We start from the raw sequence: 18,518 nt of genomic DNA, 5'->3' as shown, positions 1-18,518 counted from the left end.
CAACCCCGAAGGATTGAGGTGCTCCTTAGAAAGGAGGTGATCCAGCCGCACCTTCCGGTACGGCTACCTTGTTACGACTTAGTCCTAATTACCGATCCCACCTTCGACGGCTCCCCCCACAAGGGTTAGGCCACCGGCTTCAGGTGTTACCGACTTTCATGACTTGACGGGCGGTGTGTACAAGACCCGGGAACGTATTCACCGCAGCGTTGCTGATCTGCGATTACTAGCGACTCCGACTTCATGAGGTCGAGTTGCAGACCTCAATCCGAACTGGGACCGGCTTTTTGGGATTCGCTCCACCTCACGGTATTGCAGCCCTTTGTACCGGCCATTGTAGCATGCGTGAAGCCCAAGACATAAGGGGCATGATGATTTGACGTCATCCCCACCTTCCTCCGAGTTGACCCCGGCAGTATCCCATGAGTTCCCACCATTACGTGCTGGCAACATAGAACGAGGGTTGCGCTCGTTGCGGGACTTAACCCAACATCTCACGACACGAGCTGACGACAACCATGCACCACCTGTTCACGAGTGTCCAAAGAGTCCCCTATTTCTAGGGTGTTCTCGTGTATGTCAAGCCTTGGTAAGGTTCTTCGCGTTGCATCGAATTAATCCGCATGCTCCGCCGCTTGTGCGGGTCCCCGTCAATTCCTTTGAGTTTTAGCCTTGCGGCCGTACTCCCCAGGCGGGGAACTTAATGCGTTAGCTGCGTCACGGAATCCGTGGAAAGGACCCCACAACTAGTTCCCAACGTTTACGGGGTGGACTACCAGGGTATCTAAGCCTGTTTGCTCCCCACCCTTTCGCTCCTCAGCGTCAGTTACGGCCCAGAGATCTGCCTTCGCCATCGGTGTTCCTCCTGATATCTGCGCATTCCACCGCTACACCAGGAATTCCAATCTCCCCTACCGCACTCTAGTCTGCCCGTACCCACTGCAGGCCCGAGGTTGAGCCTCGGGATTTCACAGCAGACGCGACAAACCGCCTACGAGCTCTTTACGCCCAATAATTCCGGATAACGCTTGCGCCCTACGTATTACCGCGGCTGCTGGCACGTAGTTAGCCGGCGCTTTTTCTGCAAGTACCGTCACAAAAAGCTTCTTCCTTGCTAAAAGAGGTTTACAACCCGAAGGCCGTCATCCCTCACGCGGCGTTGCTGCATCAGGCTTCCGCCCATTGTGCAATATTCCCCACTGCTGCCTCCCGTAGGAGTCTGGGCCGTGTCTCAGTCCCAGTGTGGCCGGTCACCCTCTCAGGCCGGCTACCCGTCGACGCCTTGGTGAGCCATTACCTCACCAACAAGCTGATAGGCCGCGAGCCCATCCCAGACCGAAAAATCTTTCCAAACGTTGACCATGCGATCACGTCTCATATCCAGTATTAGACGCCGTTTCCAGCGCTTATCCCAGAGTCCAGGGCAGGTTGCTCACGTGTTACTCACCCGTTCGCCACTGATCCACCCAGCAAGCTGGGCTTCACCGTTCGACTTGCATGTGTTAAGCACGCCGCCAGCGTTCATCCTGAGCCAGGATCAAACTCTCCATAAAAAAATGATGCTGCAAACAGTCGGAATAAGACCGCAAGCAACGAGTTCAATCATGACCAAAAACGAATATCAAACTGACATCCATGAATTGATCCAAAAAGACCCCCACCAACCAGAAAACTGATCGACAGAGAAAAAAATTGGCATTTGACAAGTGCACGCTGTTGAGTTCTCAAAGATCGGACGCACCCGCGTTCCAGTCTTTCAACCTTCGCCGCAGGGCAACTTCTCTATCTTACACATCCCGGCCCGCCTGTCAAACCAGCCAGGCGAGGCACACGACCTCACCACAGCCGGATGCAACCGACACGAGAGTGGAAGAAACCCATCCTAAACCGAAACCCGGCCCGCTCACCAGGAGCAGATCGGATGGGGTGGTTCGCTGCTTGAGGGGAGCCAGGCCTTCCGGCCTTCCGCTCTACCCTTTGGGGCGAACAACAAGAACATTACGCCGAACCCGCACCGACGTCGAATCGGCCCCACATCCCGGGCGTGTCGCACCCCGCCACCCGCGGAATCACGCGGAAACCGGCTCAGCCGGCCGCGCTACCGTTGATTCCATGACCGATGAACGATGGGTGTGGGGCGTCGGCCTCGCCACGACCGCCGAAGACGGGACCGTGCTCGACACGTGGTTCCCCTTCCCCGCCGCGGGGCGGATTCCGCTCGGGTTCGATCCGCAGATGCCGCCCGACCAGCTGGACCGCCTCGCTGTGGCTGACGACCGACGTGCGGTGAGCGTCGACGTGGTGACGATCGAGGTCGATCTCGACGCCGCCCCGTCCTCGACCCCGGACGCCTACCTCCGCCTGCACGCGCTGTCGCATCGGCTCGTGCGCCCCAACGAGGTGAATCTCGACGGCGTCTTCGGCCATCTCCCCAACGTCGCGTGGACCACGGCCGGCCCGATGCACCCCGACGCCGTCACCCGGCTGCGCCCGTTCCTCGCGCGCGACGGGATCCAGATCCAGGGACTGGACAAGTTCCCCCGGCTGCTGGACTACGTCACTCCCCCGGGTGTCCGGATCGCCGACGCCTCCCGCGTGCGTCTGGGCGCATACCTCTCGCCCGGCACGACCGTCATGCACGAGGGCTTCGTGAACTTCAACGCCGGCACGCTCGGCCAGAGCATGGTGGAGGGTCGCATCTCGCAGGGTGTCGTCGTCGGCGACGGCAGCGACATCGGCGGCGGCGCCTCGATCATGGGCACACTGTCCGGCGGCGGTACCCACAAGGTGTCGGTCGGCGCCCGCACGCTGCTCGGAGCGAACGCCGGAATCGGCATCTCGCTCGGGGACGACTGCGTGGTCGAGGCCGGACTCTACGTCACGGCGGGGACGAAGATCGTGCTCGCCGACGAGCCTCGCCGCGCCGACGGCTCGCTTCCGACCGTCAAGGGCGGCGAGCTCTCGGGCCGCGCCGGTCTGCTGTTCCGGCGCAACTCGCTGACCGGCGCCGTCGAGGCCGTGCGTCGCGCAGGCGTGGGCGTCACCCTCAACGAGGCGCTGCACGCCTGATCTCCGTCCGAGAACGCCGGATGCCGCGCCCCCGATCGGGGCGCGGCATCCGTCATTCCATCGCCACGTCGCGAAGTGGCACCTCCGCGCGGCGGCTCGATTCAGGACAGACCGGGGTAATTCCGCTCCGCGGCCCCGACGTACAGCTGCTGCGGGCGGCCGATCTTGGTCTGCGGGTCGCCGGCGGCCTCGCGCCACTGGGCGAGCCATCCGGGCAGACGCCCGATCGCGAACAGCACCGTGAACATGCGGGTCGGGAAGCCCATCGCCTTGTAGATCACGCCGGTGTAGAAATCGACGTTCGGGTACAGGCGGCGGTCCTGGAAGTACGCGTCGTTGAGCGCGATCTCTTCGAGCTCCTTGGCGAGATCCAGCAGCGGATCGCTGACGCCGAGAGCCGAGAGCACCTCGTCGGCGGACTCCTTGACGAGCTTGGCGCGCGGGTCGTAGTTCTTGTAGACCCGGTGCCCGAAGCCCATGAGCTTGACGCCGTCCTCCTTGTTCTTGACCCGCTCGACGAAGCGCTGCACGCTCTCGCCGGAGTCGCGGATGCGCGCCAGCATGTCGAGCACCGCCTCGTTCGCCCCGCCGTGCAACGGCCCGTAGAGCGCGTTGATTCCGGCGGAGATGGACGAGAACTGGTTCGCGCCGGTCGAGCCGACCAGGCGCACGGTCGAGGTCGATGCGTTCTGCTCGTGGTCCTCGTGCAGGATGAGCAGCCGCTCGAGTGCACGCGACATCACGGGGTCGACCTGGTAGACCTCGGACAGCACCCCGAAGTTGAGCTTCAGGAAGTTGTCGACGAAACCGAGCGAGTTGTCGGGGTACAGGAACGCCTGGCCGATGCTCTTCTTGTGCGCGTACGCCGCGATCACGGGGAGCTTCGCGAGCATGCGGATGGTGTTCAGCTCGACGTGCTCGGGGTTGTTCGGGTCGGACTGGTGCTCGTAGTAGGTCGACAGCGCCGAGACCGCCGACGACAGCACCGACATGGGATGCGCCGTGTGCGGGAGCGCCGAGAAGAACCGCTTGAGGTCTTCGTGCAGCAGGGTGTGACGACGGATCTTCTCGTCGAACTCGGCCAGCTCGTCGGCCGAGGGCAGCTCGCCGTAGATGAGCAGCCAGGCCACCTCGAGGTAGGTGCTGTTCTTCGCAAGCTGCTCGATCGGATACCCGCGGTAGCGCAGCACACCCTGGTCGCCGTCGATGTACGTGATCGCGGACTTGGTCGCCGCGGTGTTCACGAAGCCGTAGTCGAGAGCCGTGTAGCCGGTCTGGCGGGTGAGGGTGGAGAGGTCCACGCTCGGGGTGCCGTCCGTGCCCCGCAGGAGCGGGAACTCAGCGGTCCTCTCACCGATCGTGAGGGTGGCCTTCTCCTGCTGGGTGCCCGCTTCGCTCACGGCGCCTCCTCGCGATTTCTGGTCGTATGGGGGTGTCGTCCAGTCCTGGGCGACACCGGGGACGGTCTGCGTCAGGACGGAGGAACGGGACGGGGGATGCCGCGTCGCCGCGTCTCTACAGCCTAGTCCGCCGTCAGGACTACTGCTGACACGGCCAAAGGGATGCGGCATCCGATGGAGGAATCCTCAGCCCCGCGACCCGGCCGCGCGCAGGCGGTCAGCGGCCGCCGCGATGCGGTCGTCGGACGCGGTGAGCGACAGGCGGATGTGCTGCGGGAAGTGCGTGCCGTAGAAGTGACCGGGGCCGGCGAGGATCCCGAGATCGGCGAGGCGGCCGAGGCTCTCCCACGCGTCGCGGCCCTCGGTGGCCCACAGATAGAGGCCGGCTTCGCTCGCGTCGATGCGGAACCCCGCCGACTCGACAGCCGGTCGCAGCACCTCGCGGCGCCGGCGGTAGAGCTCCTTCTGCGCCGCGACGTGGCGGTCATCGTCGAGGGCGGCGACCATCGCGGCCTGCACCGGGAGCGGCAGCATGAGTCCCAGGTGCTTGCGGGCGGTCAGCAGGCGCGCGACCACAGCGGGGTCGCCGGCGAGGAAGGCGGCGCGGTAGCCGGCGAGGTTCGACTGCTTGCTGAGCGAGTAGACCGACAGGATGCCGCGCACGTCGCCGTCCGTCACACGGGGGTCCAGAGCCGACGGCACGGGCTCGGCATCCCACGGCGCGTCCCAACCGAGCTCGGCGTAGCACTCGTCGGAGGCGAGCACCGCCCCCAGCTCCCGAGCTCTGGCCACGGCGGCGCCGAGCTCCGCGACATCGAGCACCCGGCCGTCCGGGTTTCCGGGCGAGTTCACCCATACCAGGCGCGTTCCCGCAGGCCACTGCGCCGGATCGTCCGCGGCCACCGGGGTGGCGCCGACGAGGCGCGCACCCACCTCGTACGTCGGGTAGGCGGCACGCGGGTGGACGACGACGTCACCCTCGCCGAGGCCGAGGAGGAGGGGCAGCAGCGCGACGAGCTCCTTCGACCCCACGGTCGGCAGCACGTTCTCGGACGTCAAGCCCGGGACGCCGCGTCGGCGCTCGTACCACTGCGCGATCGCGGCGCGCAGCTCGGGGGTGCCCATCGTCTGCGGATAGGCGTGCGCGTCGGTTGCGACGCGCAGCGCGTCGGCGACCACGGCGGGCGTCGGGTCGACCGGGGATCCGATGGACAGGTCGACGATTCCGTCCGGGTGCGAGCGGGCTCGCGCGGCGTACGGTGCCACCGCGTCCCAGGGATAGTCGGCGAGGTCGGCGACCCCCACGTCAGTGTTCCTGCGGCGGCAGCGCCTCGATGATGGGGTGGTCCTTGTGGATCACGCCGACCTTGGCGGCGCCGCCGGGGGATCCGATGTCGTCGAAGAACTCGACGTTGGCCTTGTAGTAGTCCTGCCACTCGTCGGGCAGGTCGTCTTCGTAGTAGATCGCTTCGACGGGGCACACCGGCTCGCAGGCGCCGCAGTCCACGCACTCGTCGGGGTGGATGTACAGCGACCGGTCACCCTCGTAGATGCAGTCCACCGGGCACTCGTCGATGCAGGCGCGGTCCTTGACGTCCACGCAGGGAAGGGCGATCACGTACGTCACGGGACCAGTCTACGTGCGAGCGAGGGGCGAGCCCCACATGCCTCGAGGGCGGGCAGGGCTACGCCTCAGGCCGTGGGACGGCGGCCCGAGGACCGCGCCGTATGACGGCGCGAACTCAGGCGGGTGAGGTCGGCTGCTCGGTGCGAGGGAGACGCTCGGGCCACGCCACGGCCACCGCGACCAGCACCGGGACGGTGAGGGTCCAGACGACGGCCAGGCCGGTCTGCGGCACGACCACCGATCCACCGGGTCCGCTGCCGGAGAACACCGTCGTCGAGATCACCATGCCGACGCCCGTCGCCAGGGTCGCCCAGCGATCGGCTGTGAGCAGCCGCACCGCGAGGAGCAGGGCGGCCGTGCCGATGACGCCGAGGATCAGGCCGAGGGGAAACCAGCCGATGGCGTACGCGTGGGCGACCGTCCCGGCCACGCCGTAGACCAGCCCCACCAGCAGGGCGACGATCCAGCTTCCGATGCGGGCGGGAACCGAGGGGCGCATCCCTCGATGGTACCCACCGTGCCCGCGGCGGACCGTCGGCGGGCCAGGTCCGCCGGCATGCGGTGACGCCGGGGCACCGGCATCCGTCTGCGTCGCCTACGCGGCCCAGCCCCACAGCCGCAGCAGCGCCGCGACCAGCGCGGCGGCGATCACCACGACGAGGAAGGGTGCCCGGAGCATCAGCAGACCCGCAGCCACCAGCAGGGCCGGCACCCGGGCGTCCACGACGACCGCCTGCCCGGCACCGAGCGTCTGCACGGCGACGAGCGCGGCGAGCAGCGCCACCGTCAGGAGGTCGGCGATGCGCAGCGGCGTGGGCGCCTCGACCCATTTCGCCGGAATCAGGTACCCCACCGTCTTCAGGGCGACGCACACGATGGAGGCGACGAGCACAGCGGTCCACATGGTCACGGCAGCCCCTCCCTCTCGGCCACGTCATCCGGCTCGGCGGCGGGCGTCTTGTCGTCCCTGCCGAGCCAGTTCGTCCATCCGACGACGATGGCGACCGCCGCCGCGATGATCACGGGCAACCCGGGCATGAGGACCGGCGTGAGCACGGTGGCCACGACCGCCGCCGCCACCCCTACGACGATCGGCTGCCGGGCACGCAGGCGCGGCCACAGCAGCGCCAGGAACGCGGCGGCCGCGGCAGCATCCAGTCCATAGGCGCGGGGGTCGCCGAGCACGTCGCCGAGCAGCGCGCCGGCGAGCGTCGAGAGGTTCCAGCCGATGTAGATGCCGATGCCGGTGACCCAGAACCCCAGCGTGCGCGCGTGCCGCGTCTTCTGGGCGAGTGACACCGCGGTCGACTCGTCGATCGTGAACTGCGCGGCGACTGCGCGACGCCAGAAGCCCGTCCCGATCACCGGCGACATGCGGATGCCGTACGCCACGTTGCGCACGCCCAGCAGCGCCGCCGAAGCGATGGCCGACGAGCCGGCGGCCAATCCCCCGGCGCCGACGATGCCGACGAACGCGAACTGCGAGCCGCCCGTGAACATGACGAGGCTGAGCACGCACGTCTGCCAGACGTCGAGACCCGAGGCGACCGCCAGCGCTCCGAACGAGATGCCGTACGCGCTCGTCGCGAGGGCGACCCCGAGACCCTCGCGAACCGCCCGCTTCGCCTCGCCGGCGCTGTGCGCGTCGTCGAAGTGAGGGTCGTGGGTCACCTCGTCATGCTAGCGACGGCCCGGCGGCGGGGCGCCGGGCCGCTCTGCCAGAAGTGGCCGGGTCCCTCCAGCCGGCGGCGGGGCCGCTGCCGGCGGCGGGGCCGCTGCTGGCGGCGGGGCATCGCTCAGCCAGCAGTCGACGGTGCCGGGGCCGCTGCGCAGGCCGGTGCCGGAAGACGGGGTTCGCCGTGCGCGCAACCGGGTCGTCGAAGGCCCGAGATCCGTCTGAGAGCTTTCTCATATCCCCCCTCTCGGCCGGCCACAGACGTGTCGTGAGGCCATGTCCGGTCCAACGCTCGTACGTGCCCTGACTGCCGCCGCCGTAGCCGGCATGCTGGCCGTCTCGTCGGCGACAGCCGCCGGCGCTGTCGAAGCACCGCGTGGAGGCGGCGCTGTCGAAGATCTCATCGAGCTGCCCGACGGGTTCCAGCCCGAGGGCATCACCATCGATCCGCGCGGCACCGCGTACCTCGGTTCGCTGGCCGACGGCGACATCTACGCCGCGAACCTGCGCTCCGGCGAGGGCGAGGTCATCAGCGAGGGTCCCGGCATCCCCGCCGCCGGCCTCAAGGTCGACCGATTCGGGCGCCTGTTCATCTCCGGCGGCCCCACCGGAGTGGTTCGCGTCGTCGACTCCGGTACGGGCGAGGAGCTCGCCCGCTATCAGCTCGCACCGGCGGGCGCCTTCATCAACGACGTGGTCCTCACCCGCGACGGCGCGTGGTTCACGAACAGCACGGCCGCGGAGCTGTACTTCCTCCCCATCTCGCCCTCGGGAGAGCTTCCCGACGCATCCGAGGTGGTCACGCTGCCCCTCACAGGCGAATGGGTGCAGCAGCCGGGGTTCAATGCGAACGGGATCGCCGAGACGACGGACCACAAGGCGCTCCTCGTGATCCAGTCGTCGACCGGAACGCTCTTCCGCGTCGATCCGGCCACCGGCGAGGCCGACGCCGTGGATCTCGGTGGCGCCTCGCTGCAGTTCGGCGACGGCATCCTCGTCATCGGGCGCACCCTCTACGTCGTGCAGAACCGTCTTGATCAGATCGCCGTCGTCCGGCTGGATGCCGACGGCTCATCGGGCTCGCTCGTCGACACGCCACGAACGACGCGTTCGACGTTCCCACCACCGTCGCCGCGTACGGGTCGAGTCTGTTCCTGCCGAACGCGCGCTTCGGCACCCCGCCGACGCCCGCCACCGAGTACGACGTGGTGCGCGCCCCCCGCTGAGCACCCCGGACCGGCACGACCCGTCTTCCGGTCCCGGTCCACACCGCCTCTGCCGCGCCGGGCTGCGGAAGCCGCGCGGCAGCATCGGGCATTGCGGTTTCGCGCCGGCTTGACCATGCTGGTCGCAGACGCAGAAAACGCTTCCCCGCTTGTGGGCACCGGGTGCCCGTTCTCATCACGGATTCTGCCCAGGACGAAGGAGTCCCATGAGAACGATGCTGCCCGCGCGTGCCGCGCGAGCGCGACGCCCCCTTCCCGCCCGCATCGGCGCCGCGAGCCTGGCGACCGTGCTCGCCGTCGCCCTCGCGCCCGCGGGGATCGCGGTCGCCGCACCGCCCGCCGGCCAGGCGCCCTCGCCCGCCGTGGACCTCGGTCGCGAGGTGATCGCGCCGGGTGACGGGTGGGCGTCGTGGTCGGGCCCGACTTTCCCCGAGCGGGTGCAGCGCAACGCCGCGCCGGTCACCGGCGGCGCCACGGCCGCCGCGGCCGACGTGTACGTCGTCGACGACTGGCAGGAGTTGCGGGATGCGCTGGCCGGCGCGCCCGGCGGCTCGCAGAACGACGCCCGCTACAACAAGGTGCCGCGGATGGTCTACGTCACCGGCACGATCGACCCCTGGCAGCGCCCCGACGGGTCGCGGGTCACGTGCGACGACATCGCGGGCGAGGTGACCGTCGCCGGCACCGGGCAGCCGTTCCGGATGGCGGACTACATCGCGGCGTTCGGTCCGGGCGTGGACCCTTCCGGCCCGCTCGAGCAGGCGCGCGTCGAGGCCGCCGGCCTCCAGGCGAAGCTCACGCTGCAGCACATCGGCTCGAACGTGACTCTCGTGGGTGTGGGCGACGACGCGCACGTCGTCGGGGCATCCCTCCGCATCCGCGACGCGCACAACGTGATCGTGCGCAATCTCACCCTCTCGGACGCCTACGACTGCTTCCCGCAGTGGGACGCCGGCGACGGGGCGGGCGGCGCGTGGAACTCGGCATACGACAACCTCTCGGTGTGGACGTCGACGAGCGTGTGGATCGACCACAACACCTTCGACGACGGCGACCACCCGCCCCGGAGCCTCGAGAAGGTCTACGGTCAGACCTTCGAGGTGCACGACGGCCTCGTCGACATCACGCACGGCTCGGACCTCGTGACGATGTCGTGGAACTGGATGCAGCACCACGACAAGACCGACATCATCGGCTCGTCCGACTCCCGGCTGCAGGACCGAGGCCAGCACCGCGTGACGCAGCACCACAACCGCTGGACCGACATCGGCCAGCGTGGGCCGCGCGTCCGCTTCGGCGACGTGCACGTCTACAACAACCTCTACGAGCAGACCGGTGACACCATCGCGTCTTCCGCGACGGGCTCATCGTTCTTCCAGTACTACTGGGGAGCCGGCCGCGAGAGCAGCCTCGTCGCCGAGTCCAACGCCGTCGAGCTCATCGACCCGTCGAGCGTCTCGCGCATCATCGCGGGATGGGGCGGCACCGAGCTGCGCGCCGACGACACCCTCGTGAACGGCGAATCGGTCGACGTCCTCGCGGCGTACAACGCGACAGCGGCGACCCCGCTGTCGTCCGCCGTGCGCTGGGATCCGGCGAACGCGTACCCTTACACGCTCGACCCCGTGGCCGAGGTCGCCGCGATCGTCAGGGAGGGGGCGGGCGCCGGCGTCATCGACTCCGGCACACCGATCGCCACGGCCGCGCCGGGCACGTTCGCGGTTTCCGACGACAACGGTCACGACACCGGGCTCCGCGACGGGACGTACCGCGTGCTCGCCGACCTGTGGTGGGGGCAGAACGCCACCGTCGTGAAGCTCTACGAGAACGGAGTGCTCGTCGACGCGCAGCGAGTCGAGGGGGCGAGCCCCGCAGCACAGCGGGTCGCGTTCGACGTCGCGGGACGTGCGAACGGCGCCTACGAGTACCGTGTGGTCGCCCTGAACCCGCACGGCGAGTCGGCGTCGCGCGTGCACACCGTGACGGTGACGGATGCCGCGCCCGCGCGCGCGGTCCTCAGCGCCTCGGGCGTGCGCACCGGATCGGTGACGATCTCGGCCGATCTGTGGTGGGGCACCAACGCGATCGAGTACGTCCTGCACCAGGACGGTGTCGAGATCGATCGGCAGTCGCTCACGGCCGCCACGCCGGGAGCCCAGCACGTTGCCACCGCCGTCGGTGGGCTCGCACCCGGAACCTACGAGTTCACCGCGACGCTCTCCAACGCGGCCGGCTCGACACCGGCGCGGCCGATCACGGTGACCGTGAAGGACTGAGAACGGCGGATGCCGCGACCTCATGCCTCAGCGAGGCGCGGGGTCGCGGCATCCGTTCTCGTTCTCTACGCGTTGGCGTCCTGGCGCTTCAGGCGCGAGGCGGCGCGGCCGCGCTCGGTCGCGTCGAGGATCACCTTGCGGATGCGCACCTTCTCAGGCGTCACCTCGACGCATTCGTCGTCGCGGGCGAACTCGAGGCTCTCCTCGAGCGAGAGCTGGCGCGGCGGGGTCAGACGCTCGAGCTCGTCGGCGGTCGACGAGCGCATGTTGGTGAGCTTCTTCTCCTTGGTGATGTTGACGTCCATGTCGTCGGCGCGCGTGTTCTCGCCGACGACCATGCCCTCGTACACCTCTTCGGTGGGCTGGACGAAGAAGCTCATGCGCTCCTGCAGCGCCATCATCGCGAACGGCGTCACGACGCCCGCGCGGTCGGCCACGATCGAGCCGTTCTGGCGGGCCTGGATGTGGCCGGCCCAGTCGTCGTAGCCGTGCGAGATCGCGTTGGCGATGCCGGTGCCGCGGGTGATCGAGAGGAACTCGGTGCGGAACCCGATGAGGCCGCGCGAGGGGACGACGAACTCCATGCGCACCCAGCCGGTGCCGTGGTTGACCATGGTCTCCATGCGGCCCTTGCGAGACGCCATCAGCTGGGTGATCGCGCCGAGGTACTCCTCCGGGGCGTCGATCGTGAGGTGCTCGAACGGCTCCTTGACCTTGCCGTCCTCGCCCTTGCGCGTGACGACCTGGGGCTTGCCGACGGTGAGCTCGAAGCCCTCGCGGCGCATGTTCTCCACGAGGATCGCGAGGGCCAGCTCGCCGCGACCCTGCACCTCCCACGCGTCGGGGCGTCCGATGTCGACGACCTTGAGCGAGACGTTGCCGATGAGCTCGCGGTCGAGGCGGTCCTTCACCATGCGGGCGGTGACCTTGTGGCCCTTCACCTTGCCCACGAGCGGCGAGGTGTTCGTGCCGATGGTCATCGAGATGGCCGGGTCGTCGACGGTGATCGCGGGCAGCGGCCGGACGTCCTCGGGGTCGGCGATCGTCTCGCCGATCGTGATCTCCTCGATGCCGGCGATCGCGACGATGTCGCCGGGGCCGGCCTCTTCGGCGGGGTAGCGCTCGAGGGCACGGGTCTTCAGCAGCTCGGTGATGCGGGCGTTGGAGTGCGAGCCGTCGTGGCGCACCCAGGCGACGGTCTGGCCCTTCTTGAGCGTGCCGTTGAAGACGCGCAGGAGGGCCAGGCGGCCGAGGAACGGGCTCGAGTCGAGGTTCGTGACCCAGGCCTGCAGCGGCGCCTCGTCGTCGTACGCCGGAGCGGGCACGTGCTCGAGGATCGCCTCGAACAGCGGCTCGAGGTCGGTGTTGTCGGGCAGCGCGCCATTGTCGGGACGGGTGCGGGATGCCGCGCCCGCGCGCCCGCTCGCGTAGACCACCGGCACGTCCAGCAGGGCGTCGACGTCGAGGTCGGGCACGTCCTCGTGGAGGTCGGAGGCGAGCCCGAGCAGCAGGTCGTGCGCCTCCTCCTCGACCTCGGCGATGCGGGCGTCGGGGCGGTCGGTCTTGTTGACCAGGAGGATCACCGGCAGCTTGGCCTCGAGAGCCTTGCGCAGCACGAAGCGGGTCTGCGGGAGCGGGCCCTCGCTCGCGTCGACGAGCAGGACGACGCCGTCCACCATCGACAGGCCGCGCTCGACCTCGCCGCCGAAGTCGGCGTGGCCGGGGGTGTCGATGACGTTGATCGTGACCGGCACGTCGGTGTGGGCACCGTTGTAGGTGATCGCCGTGTTCTTGGCGAGGATCGTGATGCCCTTCTCACGCTCGAGGTCGTTCGAGTCCATCGCGCGCTCCTCCACGTGCGCGTGCTCGCCGAATGAGCCGGTCTGGCGGAGCATGGCGTCGACGAGCGTGGTCTTGCCGTGGTCGACGTGGGCGACGATCGCCACGTTGCGGAGGTCCGGTCGGAGGGCGCGCGCCATGAGGGAATCCTTGAAAGATATGGGGGATGCCGGAATGCCGGCATCCCCCATTCTATTGGGCAGTCCTGTGTATCGCCTTTCGGCGCCGTGATCAGCCTTCCAGGCCCGCCTCGAGCAAAGCCGCGCGAGCTTCGCGACGCACGCGCTGCTCGTCGGGATCGGGCACCGGGATGGCGGCGATCAGGCGGCGCGTGTAGTCCTCCTGGGGCGCGCGCAGGATCTGGCCCGTCGCGCCCTGCTCGACGATGTGGCCGTGGTGCATCACGATGATGCGGTCGGCGAGCGAGTCGACGACCGCCAGGTCGTGACTGATGAAGAGGCAGGCGAAGCCCATGTCTGCCTGGAGCTGACGCAGCAGCTGCAGCACGGTCGCCTGCACCGAGACGTCCAGCGCGGAGGTCGGCTCATCGGCGATCAGCAGCTTCGGCTGCAGCGACAGCGCGCGCGCTATGCCCACGCGCTGCTTCTGGCCGCCGGAGAGCTCGTGCGGGTAGCGGTTGCGATAGGAGCGGGGCAGCTCGACCGAATCCAGCAGCTCCTGCACCTTCACATCGAGCTCGCGGCCCTTCGCGATCCCGGCCAGCAGCATGGGCTCGCCGATCGACTGGCCGATCGGCAGCCGGGGGTTGAGCGACGACGACGGGTCCTGGAAGACGATGCCGACGTCCTTGTGGACCTTGTGGAGGAGGCGACGGTCGGCCTTCGAGATGTCGTAGCCGACGACCTCGGCCTTGCCGTCGGCGATCGGCAGGAGGCCGATGGCCGCGCGGCCGACCGTGGTCTTGCCCGAGCCCGACTCCCCCACCAGGCCCGTGACCTCACCGGGGTAGATGGTGAAGTTCGCGTGCTCCACCGCGCGGAACGCCGGAACGCGCCCCTTCTTCGGGTAGTCGATCGCCACGTCCTGGAAATCGAGCACCGGTGCGCCGAGGCTCTTGCGACGCTCCGCGTCCTCGCGAGCGGCGACATCGGCCAGACGGATCACCGAGGTGTCGCCGGCGAGTGCCGCCGTGGTGTCGATCGTCTCGCCCTGCGCGTCGCCGATGCGCGGCACGGCCGCGAGAAGCTGCTGCGTGTACGGGTGTGTGGGGCGGTTGAACACCGCGTCGACGCTGCCGCGCTCGACGATCTCGCCCTTGCGCATCACGACGATGTCGTCGGCGATGTCGGCGACCACGCCCATGTCGTGCGTGATGATGAGGATCGCCGAATCGAGGCGGTGCCGGAGGTCGCGCATGAGGTCGAGGATCTCGGCCTGCACCGTCACGTCGAGCGCCGTCGTCGGCTCGTCGGCGATCAGCAGCTGCGGATCGCACGAGATGGACTGCGCGATCATCGCGCGCTGGCGCTGACCGCCCGACAGCTGGTGCGGGTAAGAGTTGAAGGCCTTGAGCGGATCAGGCAGCTCGACCAGGTCGAGCAGCTCCAGCGCGCGCGTGCGGGCCGCGCTCGGGGTCATGCCCTGGTGGATCCGGAGGGTCTCGATGATCTGGAAGCCCACCGTGAACACCGGGTTCAGCGCGGTCATCGGCTCCTGGAAGATCACCGCGATCTCGCGGCCGCGGACCCGGCGCAGATCGTCCTTGCGGAGCCCGAGGATCTCGCGGCCGCCGAGCTTCACGCTGCCCGACACGCGGGCGTTGGACGGCAGGAGCCCGAGCATCGCCATGGAGCTCGCGCTCTTGCCGGAGCCGGACTCGCCCACGATCGCGAGCGCCTTGCCCGACTCGACGGTGTAGTTGAGCTTCTTCGCCGCGGGCACCCAGTAGTTGTCGACGGCGAAGTCGACGGACAGTCCGCTCACCTCCAGCAGCGGGCTGCCGGTGACCGGGATTTCGGGGGACACGTTCATTGGATGGTCCTTGTGGGATCGGAAGAGAGAATGAAGAGGTGACCGACCAGCCGATCCGCATCGACTCCCGTTTCAACCGCATCGCGGCCGTCATCGTGTGGAGTCTCGCGGCGCTCGCACTGATCACCGCCGTGTGGAGCGCGGATGCGCGGCTGGCGTGGGTCTACGCCGCCGCACCGCTGGCCGCCCTGCTCGGCTGGATGGCGCTGTGGCGCCCGTGTGTGGTCGTGTCGGATCGCGGTGTGCGCGTCGAGAACGTCAGCCACGACGTCGATGTGCCGTGGGAGGCGCTCGTTCACGTCGAGACCGCTCGCGCGCTGACGCTGCACACCCCGTCCGGAAGCTTCACCGCGTGGTCCGCGCCGGCGCCGGGCTTCTTCACCACCATGATGGGCAACGCGAAGGCTCGCCGTGAGGAGCGCGCCGCCGGCGGCGAGGCGCGCCCGAGCGACCGGCTGGGAACCGACTCGGGCGATGCCGCGCTCGTCGTGCGCGAGACCTGGCGCCGCCGGCTCGACGCCGGTCAGATCCTGCTCGGCGTGGCCGACGAGACGCCGGTCCAGCGCCGCTGGCACGTGCTTTTCCTCGTCACGTCGGTCCTGCTCGCGGCACTCTCGATCGCGCTGATCGTCGTCACGGCCTGACGGCCTGGCGGGCATCATCCGCGCCGGTCCGGGTCAGGGGCGATCTCCTCGTCCAGGACGTCGTCGCCGCGGTCGCTGGTGACGCCTTCGACGACAGCAGCGCCGCCCGCGGTCACCAGCGCACCCTCGGGCACGTCGGCGGTCGCGCCGGAGACGATGACCGCGTCCTCCGGGAGCTCCTTGACCTTGCGGAAGATCACGCGCTTCTGGCGCGGATCGAACGCATCGCGCAGCCCGTCGCCGACGAAGTTGACGAGCAGCGAGAGGATGACGATGAACGCCGCCGGCCACCAGAACAGCCACGGGCGCGTCTGGAACGCCGACTCGTTGGAGGAGATCAGCAGACCCAGCGACACGTCGGGCGAGCGGACCCCGTAGCCGAGGAACGACAGCGACGTCTCGAGGATGACCGCCGCCGCGATCAGCAGCGTGGTGGCGACGATGACGACACCGATCGCGTTCGGGAGGATGTGCTTGAAGATGATCCGGGCGTCGGACGCGCCGGCCACGCGCGCAGCTTCGACGAACTCGCGCTCGCGCAGCGTCAGGAACTCCGCGCGCACCAGTCGCGCGATGCCCGTCCAGGCCACGAAGCCGAGGAACAGCGCCAGGAGCACCGGCCCGAGGCCGCCGACCGCCGAGCCGACGACCGCGCCGATGACGATGACGGGGATCACGATGACGATGTCGGTGATGCGCATGAGCACCGAGTCGACCCAGCCGCGGTAGTAGCCGGCCAACGCACCGACGACGACGCCGATGATCGCGCCGATGATGCCGATCACGAACATGATGTACGACGAGTTCACGAGACCGCGCATGGTCATCGCGAAGTAGTCCTTGCCCACCGTGCTCTGCCCGAAGGGGTGCTCGCCGAGCGAGAAGGGCCACAGCGTCAGCGTGGGCTTGCCGCCGTTGGTGATCGGGAGGAGCTGTTCGTAGTTCCACTTCCACCAGCCCGGGATCGGGCCGATGCCGGTCGCCGAGACGGCGAACCCGACGATGAGGATGAACAGCACGGCGCTGATCACGGCGGGCTTGTGGGCGATGAAGCGACGGAAGGTCAGTCGCCCCTGACTGACGCCGCGCTCGTCGGCGGTCTGGACGTGCACGCCGCCGTCGGACGGCGCGGTGGGCGGCTCGAGGGCCGGATCGATGGGGATCGACATTACTTGACCCTCACTCTCGGGTCGATCGCCGAGTACGCGAGGTCGGCGAGGAAGTTGAACGTGATGGCGAACACCGCGATGACGACGAAGTACGCCATGACGGGGTTCGGATCGGCGTGCTGCAGGCCCTGGTTGAAGAGAGCGCCCATGCCGCTGAACGCGAAGATGCGCTCGGTGATGATCGCGCCTCCGATGAGGGCTCCGACGTCCGCGGCGACGATCGTGGTGATCGGGATGAGCGAGTTGCGGAACGCGTGGCGGACGACGACCGTGCGCTCGGGCAGGCCCTTGGCGCGCGCGGTGCGGATGTAGTCCTGGTTCAGCGTCTCGAGCATTCCACCGCGCGAGTACCGGGTGTACGCCGCGAACGAGATCAGCATGAGGCTGATCGTCGGCAGGAGCAGGTGGGTGAACGTGTCGATGCTCTGGATCCACCAGTCGCCCTGCAGGTTGGGCGTCTCCGAGCCGATCGTCGCGATCGGGCGGCCGTTCACCTTGGGGTTGTTGACGTACGAGTTCCAGTTCTGCATGAACTGATCGAGGATGATCACGCCCATGCCGAGAGCGCCGGTGAGGATGCCGATGCGGATCGCCTGGCCCTTGTCGTACTCGCCGAGGAACCATCCCGCAACCGCGCCGACCAGCGACGCCGCGACGAAGAGCGCGAACACCCCCCAGCCGTTGAACGACTTGAGGAACGGCTGCAGCACGAAGTAGGCGGCGATGAGGACGATCACGGTGACGCCCGCGGTCCGCCACGCGTAGCGCGCCCGGGCTCCGGCGATGATCAGCACCATTGCGGCGCCGAAGGCGGCGATCAGCAGCGGGGTGAGGATCGGGCCGAGCGACGGGTTGAGGAACCACGCCGTCACGCTCATGCCGTAGAGCATCGCACCGGTGGTCACGACGGAGGCGAGGAAGACGACCAGGCGACGCTGCCTGGGTCCGCCGATGATCGCCTGCCAGAAGACTCCGGACACGAGACTCAACGCGATGATCCACGGCCATGTGAACACCGGACTGTCGAGCCAGTCGTTGAAGCCGAGAGCGACGAAGACCTTGAGCAGAACACCCATCACGAAGGAGGGCAGTGAGTAGAAGAGGAAGCTGGCGAACGTGAACGAGTAGTCGATCGCGCTGTACTGGCGCAGAGCCGAGACGATGCCGACGAGGATGCCGAGGACGATGGCGAGGATCGTGGAGGCCGTCACGAGCTGGAGCGTCGCGCCCATGGCGCGGGCCAGGACGATGGTGACGGGCTGGTTCTGGATGGTGACGCCCAGGTCGCATCCGCCGAACGGGATGACGCAGCGCGCCGCGCCGAGGAACCAGTTGAACCAGCGGACGGGGATGGGCTGGTCGAGATTGAGCCACGCGGTGCGCTGAGCGATCAGCGCATCCTTGTTCGGGCTGTTGGAGGCGTACAGGTCCTCGAGCGGATCCCTTGCCAGGGCCACGAGGGTGTACATCAGGAAGGAGGCGGCGATCAGGATCAGGATCGAGACCCCGACGCGCCGCAGGACAAAGCTAAGCACTGGGCTGGCCCTTCATGCAGAAAAGGTAGCAGGCGGGCGACGGCGGCAGATGAGACCGGGCGTCGG

General features: G+C 68.3%; 14 protein-coding genes and 1 rRNA gene. 4 read left to right on the top strand and 11 right to left on the bottom strand.

Annotated elements, in window-relative coordinates:
• Positions 1–29 precede the first annotated feature (29 nt).
• Positions 30–1,553: ribosomal RNA gene (locus IM767_RS13840) — 16S ribosomal RNA — on the bottom strand.
• Positions 1,554–2,112: 559 nt separating this feature from the next.
• On the opposite strand from IM767_RS13840, the gene dapD reads away from it, so the two are divergent.
• A complete protein-coding gene (gene dapD / locus IM767_RS13835) occupies positions 2,113–3,069 on the top strand; it encodes a 2,3,4,5-tetrahydropyridine-2,6-dicarboxylate N-succinyltransferase (protein ID WP_109212372.1) in 957 nt (318 codons plus the stop codon).
• 101 nt (positions 3,070–3,170) lie between these two features.
• Here dapD and IM767_RS13830 read toward each other — a convergent pair whose 3' ends face one another.
• The 6 genes from IM767_RS13830 to IM767_RS13805 all read right to left on the bottom strand — a co-directional run bounded on the left by IM767_RS13830 (position 3,171) and on the right by IM767_RS13805 (position 7,767).
• The gene (locus tag IM767_RS13830) at positions 3,171–4,469 is read right to left on the bottom strand and encodes a citrate synthase (RefSeq protein WP_109212373.1); all 1,299 of its coding nucleotides are present in this window, start codon (positions 4,467–4,469) and stop codon (positions 3,171–3,173) included.
• Positions 4,470–4,655: 186 nt separating this feature from the next.
• A complete protein-coding gene (gene dapC, locus IM767_RS13825; protein ID WP_109212374.1) occupies positions 4,656–5,774 on the bottom strand; it encodes a succinyldiaminopimelate transaminase in 1,119 nt (372 codons plus the stop codon).
• Position 5,775: 1 nt separating this feature from the next.
• On the bottom strand, positions 5,776–6,096 hold the full coding sequence (gene fdxA / locus IM767_RS13820) for a ferredoxin (RefSeq protein WP_018170155.1): 321 nt from the start codon (positions 6,094–6,096) through the stop codon (positions 5,776–5,778).
• Positions 6,097–6,211: 115 nt separating this feature from the next.
• Complete coding sequence (locus IM767_RS13815) at positions 6,212–6,595, bottom strand: DUF6113 family protein (RefSeq protein ID WP_109210947.1); 384 nt, start codon at positions 6,593–6,595, stop codon at positions 6,212–6,214.
• A gap of 96 nt (positions 6,596–6,691) precedes the next feature.
• Positions 6,692–7,006, bottom strand: coding sequence for an AzlD domain-containing protein (locus IM767_RS13810; protein WP_109210946.1), 315 nt, complete (start codon positions 7,004–7,006; stop codon positions 6,692–6,694).
• Positions 7,003–7,767 (bottom strand): AzlC family ABC transporter permease, encoded by a 765-nt coding sequence (locus IM767_RS13805; RefSeq protein WP_109210945.1) that lies wholly within the window; start codon positions 7,765–7,767, stop codon positions 7,003–7,005. The genes IM767_RS13810 and IM767_RS13805 overlap by 4 nt, the downstream gene beginning before the upstream one ends.
• 280 nt (positions 7,768–8,047) lie before the next feature.
• Between IM767_RS13805 and IM767_RS20840 the strand changes: the two genes are divergently transcribed.
• The gene (locus IM767_RS20840) at positions 8,048–9,394 is read left to right on the top strand and encodes an SMP-30/gluconolactonase/LRE family protein (RefSeq protein ID WP_239453362.1); all 1,347 of its coding nucleotides are present in this window, start codon (positions 8,048–8,050) and stop codon (positions 9,392–9,394) included.
• A 190-nt stretch (positions 9,395–9,584) separates the two neighbouring features.
• Positions 9,585–11,273 (top strand): pectate lyase family protein, encoded by a 1,689-nt coding sequence (locus IM767_RS13795; RefSeq protein WP_339327398.1) that lies wholly within the window; start codon positions 9,585–9,587, stop codon positions 11,271–11,273.
• Positions 11,274–11,338: 65 nt separating this feature from the next.
• Here the strand turns inward: IM767_RS13795 and typA are convergent, their stop codons facing one another.
• On the bottom strand, positions 11,339–13,252 hold the full coding sequence (gene typA, locus IM767_RS13790) for a translational GTPase TypA (protein ID WP_109210943.1): 1,914 nt from the start codon (positions 13,250–13,252) through the stop codon (positions 11,339–11,341).
• Positions 13,253–13,343: 91 nt separating this feature from the next.
• Positions 13,344–15,104: an ABC transporter ATP-binding protein gene (locus tag IM767_RS13785; protein ID WP_109210942.1), complete on the bottom strand. Its 1,761-nt coding sequence runs from the start codon at positions 15,102–15,104 to the stop codon at positions 13,344–13,346.
• A gap of 38 nt (positions 15,105–15,142) precedes the next feature.
• Here IM767_RS13785 and IM767_RS13780 point away from each other — a divergent pair, with 38 nt between their 5' ends.
• Entirely contained in the window at positions 15,143–15,748 is a 606-nt protein-coding gene (locus IM767_RS13780) for a PH domain-containing protein (RefSeq protein ID WP_109210941.1), read from the top strand.
• Between the two features lie 14 nt (positions 15,749–15,762).
• Here the strand turns inward: IM767_RS13780 and IM767_RS13775 are convergent, their stop codons facing one another.
• Together IM767_RS13775 and IM767_RS13770 are read right to left on the bottom strand one after the other, a co-directional pair.
• Positions 15,763–16,917 carry an ABC transporter permease gene (locus tag IM767_RS13775; RefSeq protein WP_198425934.1) on the bottom strand — a complete coding sequence of 385 codons (1,155 nt, stop codon included), beginning with the start codon at positions 16,915–16,917 and terminating at the stop codon, positions 15,763–15,765.
• Complete coding sequence (locus IM767_RS13770) at positions 16,917–18,452, bottom strand: ABC transporter permease (protein ID WP_109210940.1); 1,536 nt, start codon at positions 18,450–18,452, stop codon at positions 16,917–16,919. Before IM767_RS13770 ends, IM767_RS13775 begins: the two co-directional genes overlap by 1 nt.
• Positions 18,453–18,518: the final 66 nt, after the last annotated feature.

The organism is Microbacterium ureisolvens (assembly GCF_015278315.1).
Taxonomy (GTDB): Bacteria; Actinomycetota; Actinomycetes; order Actinomycetales; family Microbacteriaceae; genus Microbacterium; species Microbacterium ureisolvens.
The sequence above is the reverse complement of the archived record's forward strand: the minus strand, read 5'-3'. Positions and strand labels throughout refer to the sequence as shown.

Excerpts from the sequence above, each read along its gene's own strand:
- IM767_RS13775 (WP_198425934.1), bottom strand. The coding sequence starts at position 16,917 with ATGTCGATCCCCATCGATCCGGCCCTCGAGCCGCCCACCGCGCCGTCC.
- IM767_RS20840 (WP_239453362.1), top strand. The coding sequence starts at position 8,048 with ATGTCCGGTCCAACGCTCGTACGTGCCCTGACTGCCGCCGCCGTAGCC.
- typA (WP_109210943.1), bottom strand. The coding sequence starts at position 13,252 with ATGGCGCGCGCCCTCCGACCGGACCTCCGCAACGTGGCGATCGTCGCC.
- IM767_RS13785 (WP_109210942.1), bottom strand. The coding sequence starts at position 15,104 with ATGAACGTGTCCCCCGAAATCCCGGTCACCGGCAGCCCGCTGCTGGAG.
- dapD (WP_109212372.1), top strand. The coding sequence starts at position 2,113 with ATGACCGATGAACGATGGGTGTGGGGCGTCGGCCTCGCCACGACCGCC.
- IM767_RS13815 (WP_109210947.1), bottom strand. The coding sequence starts at position 6,595 with ATGCGCCCCTCGGTTCCCGCCCGCATCGGAAGCTGGATCGTCGCCCTG.
- IM767_RS13795 (WP_339327398.1), top strand. The coding sequence starts at position 9,585 with ATGGTCTACGTCACCGGCACGATCGACCCCTGGCAGCGCCCCGACGGG.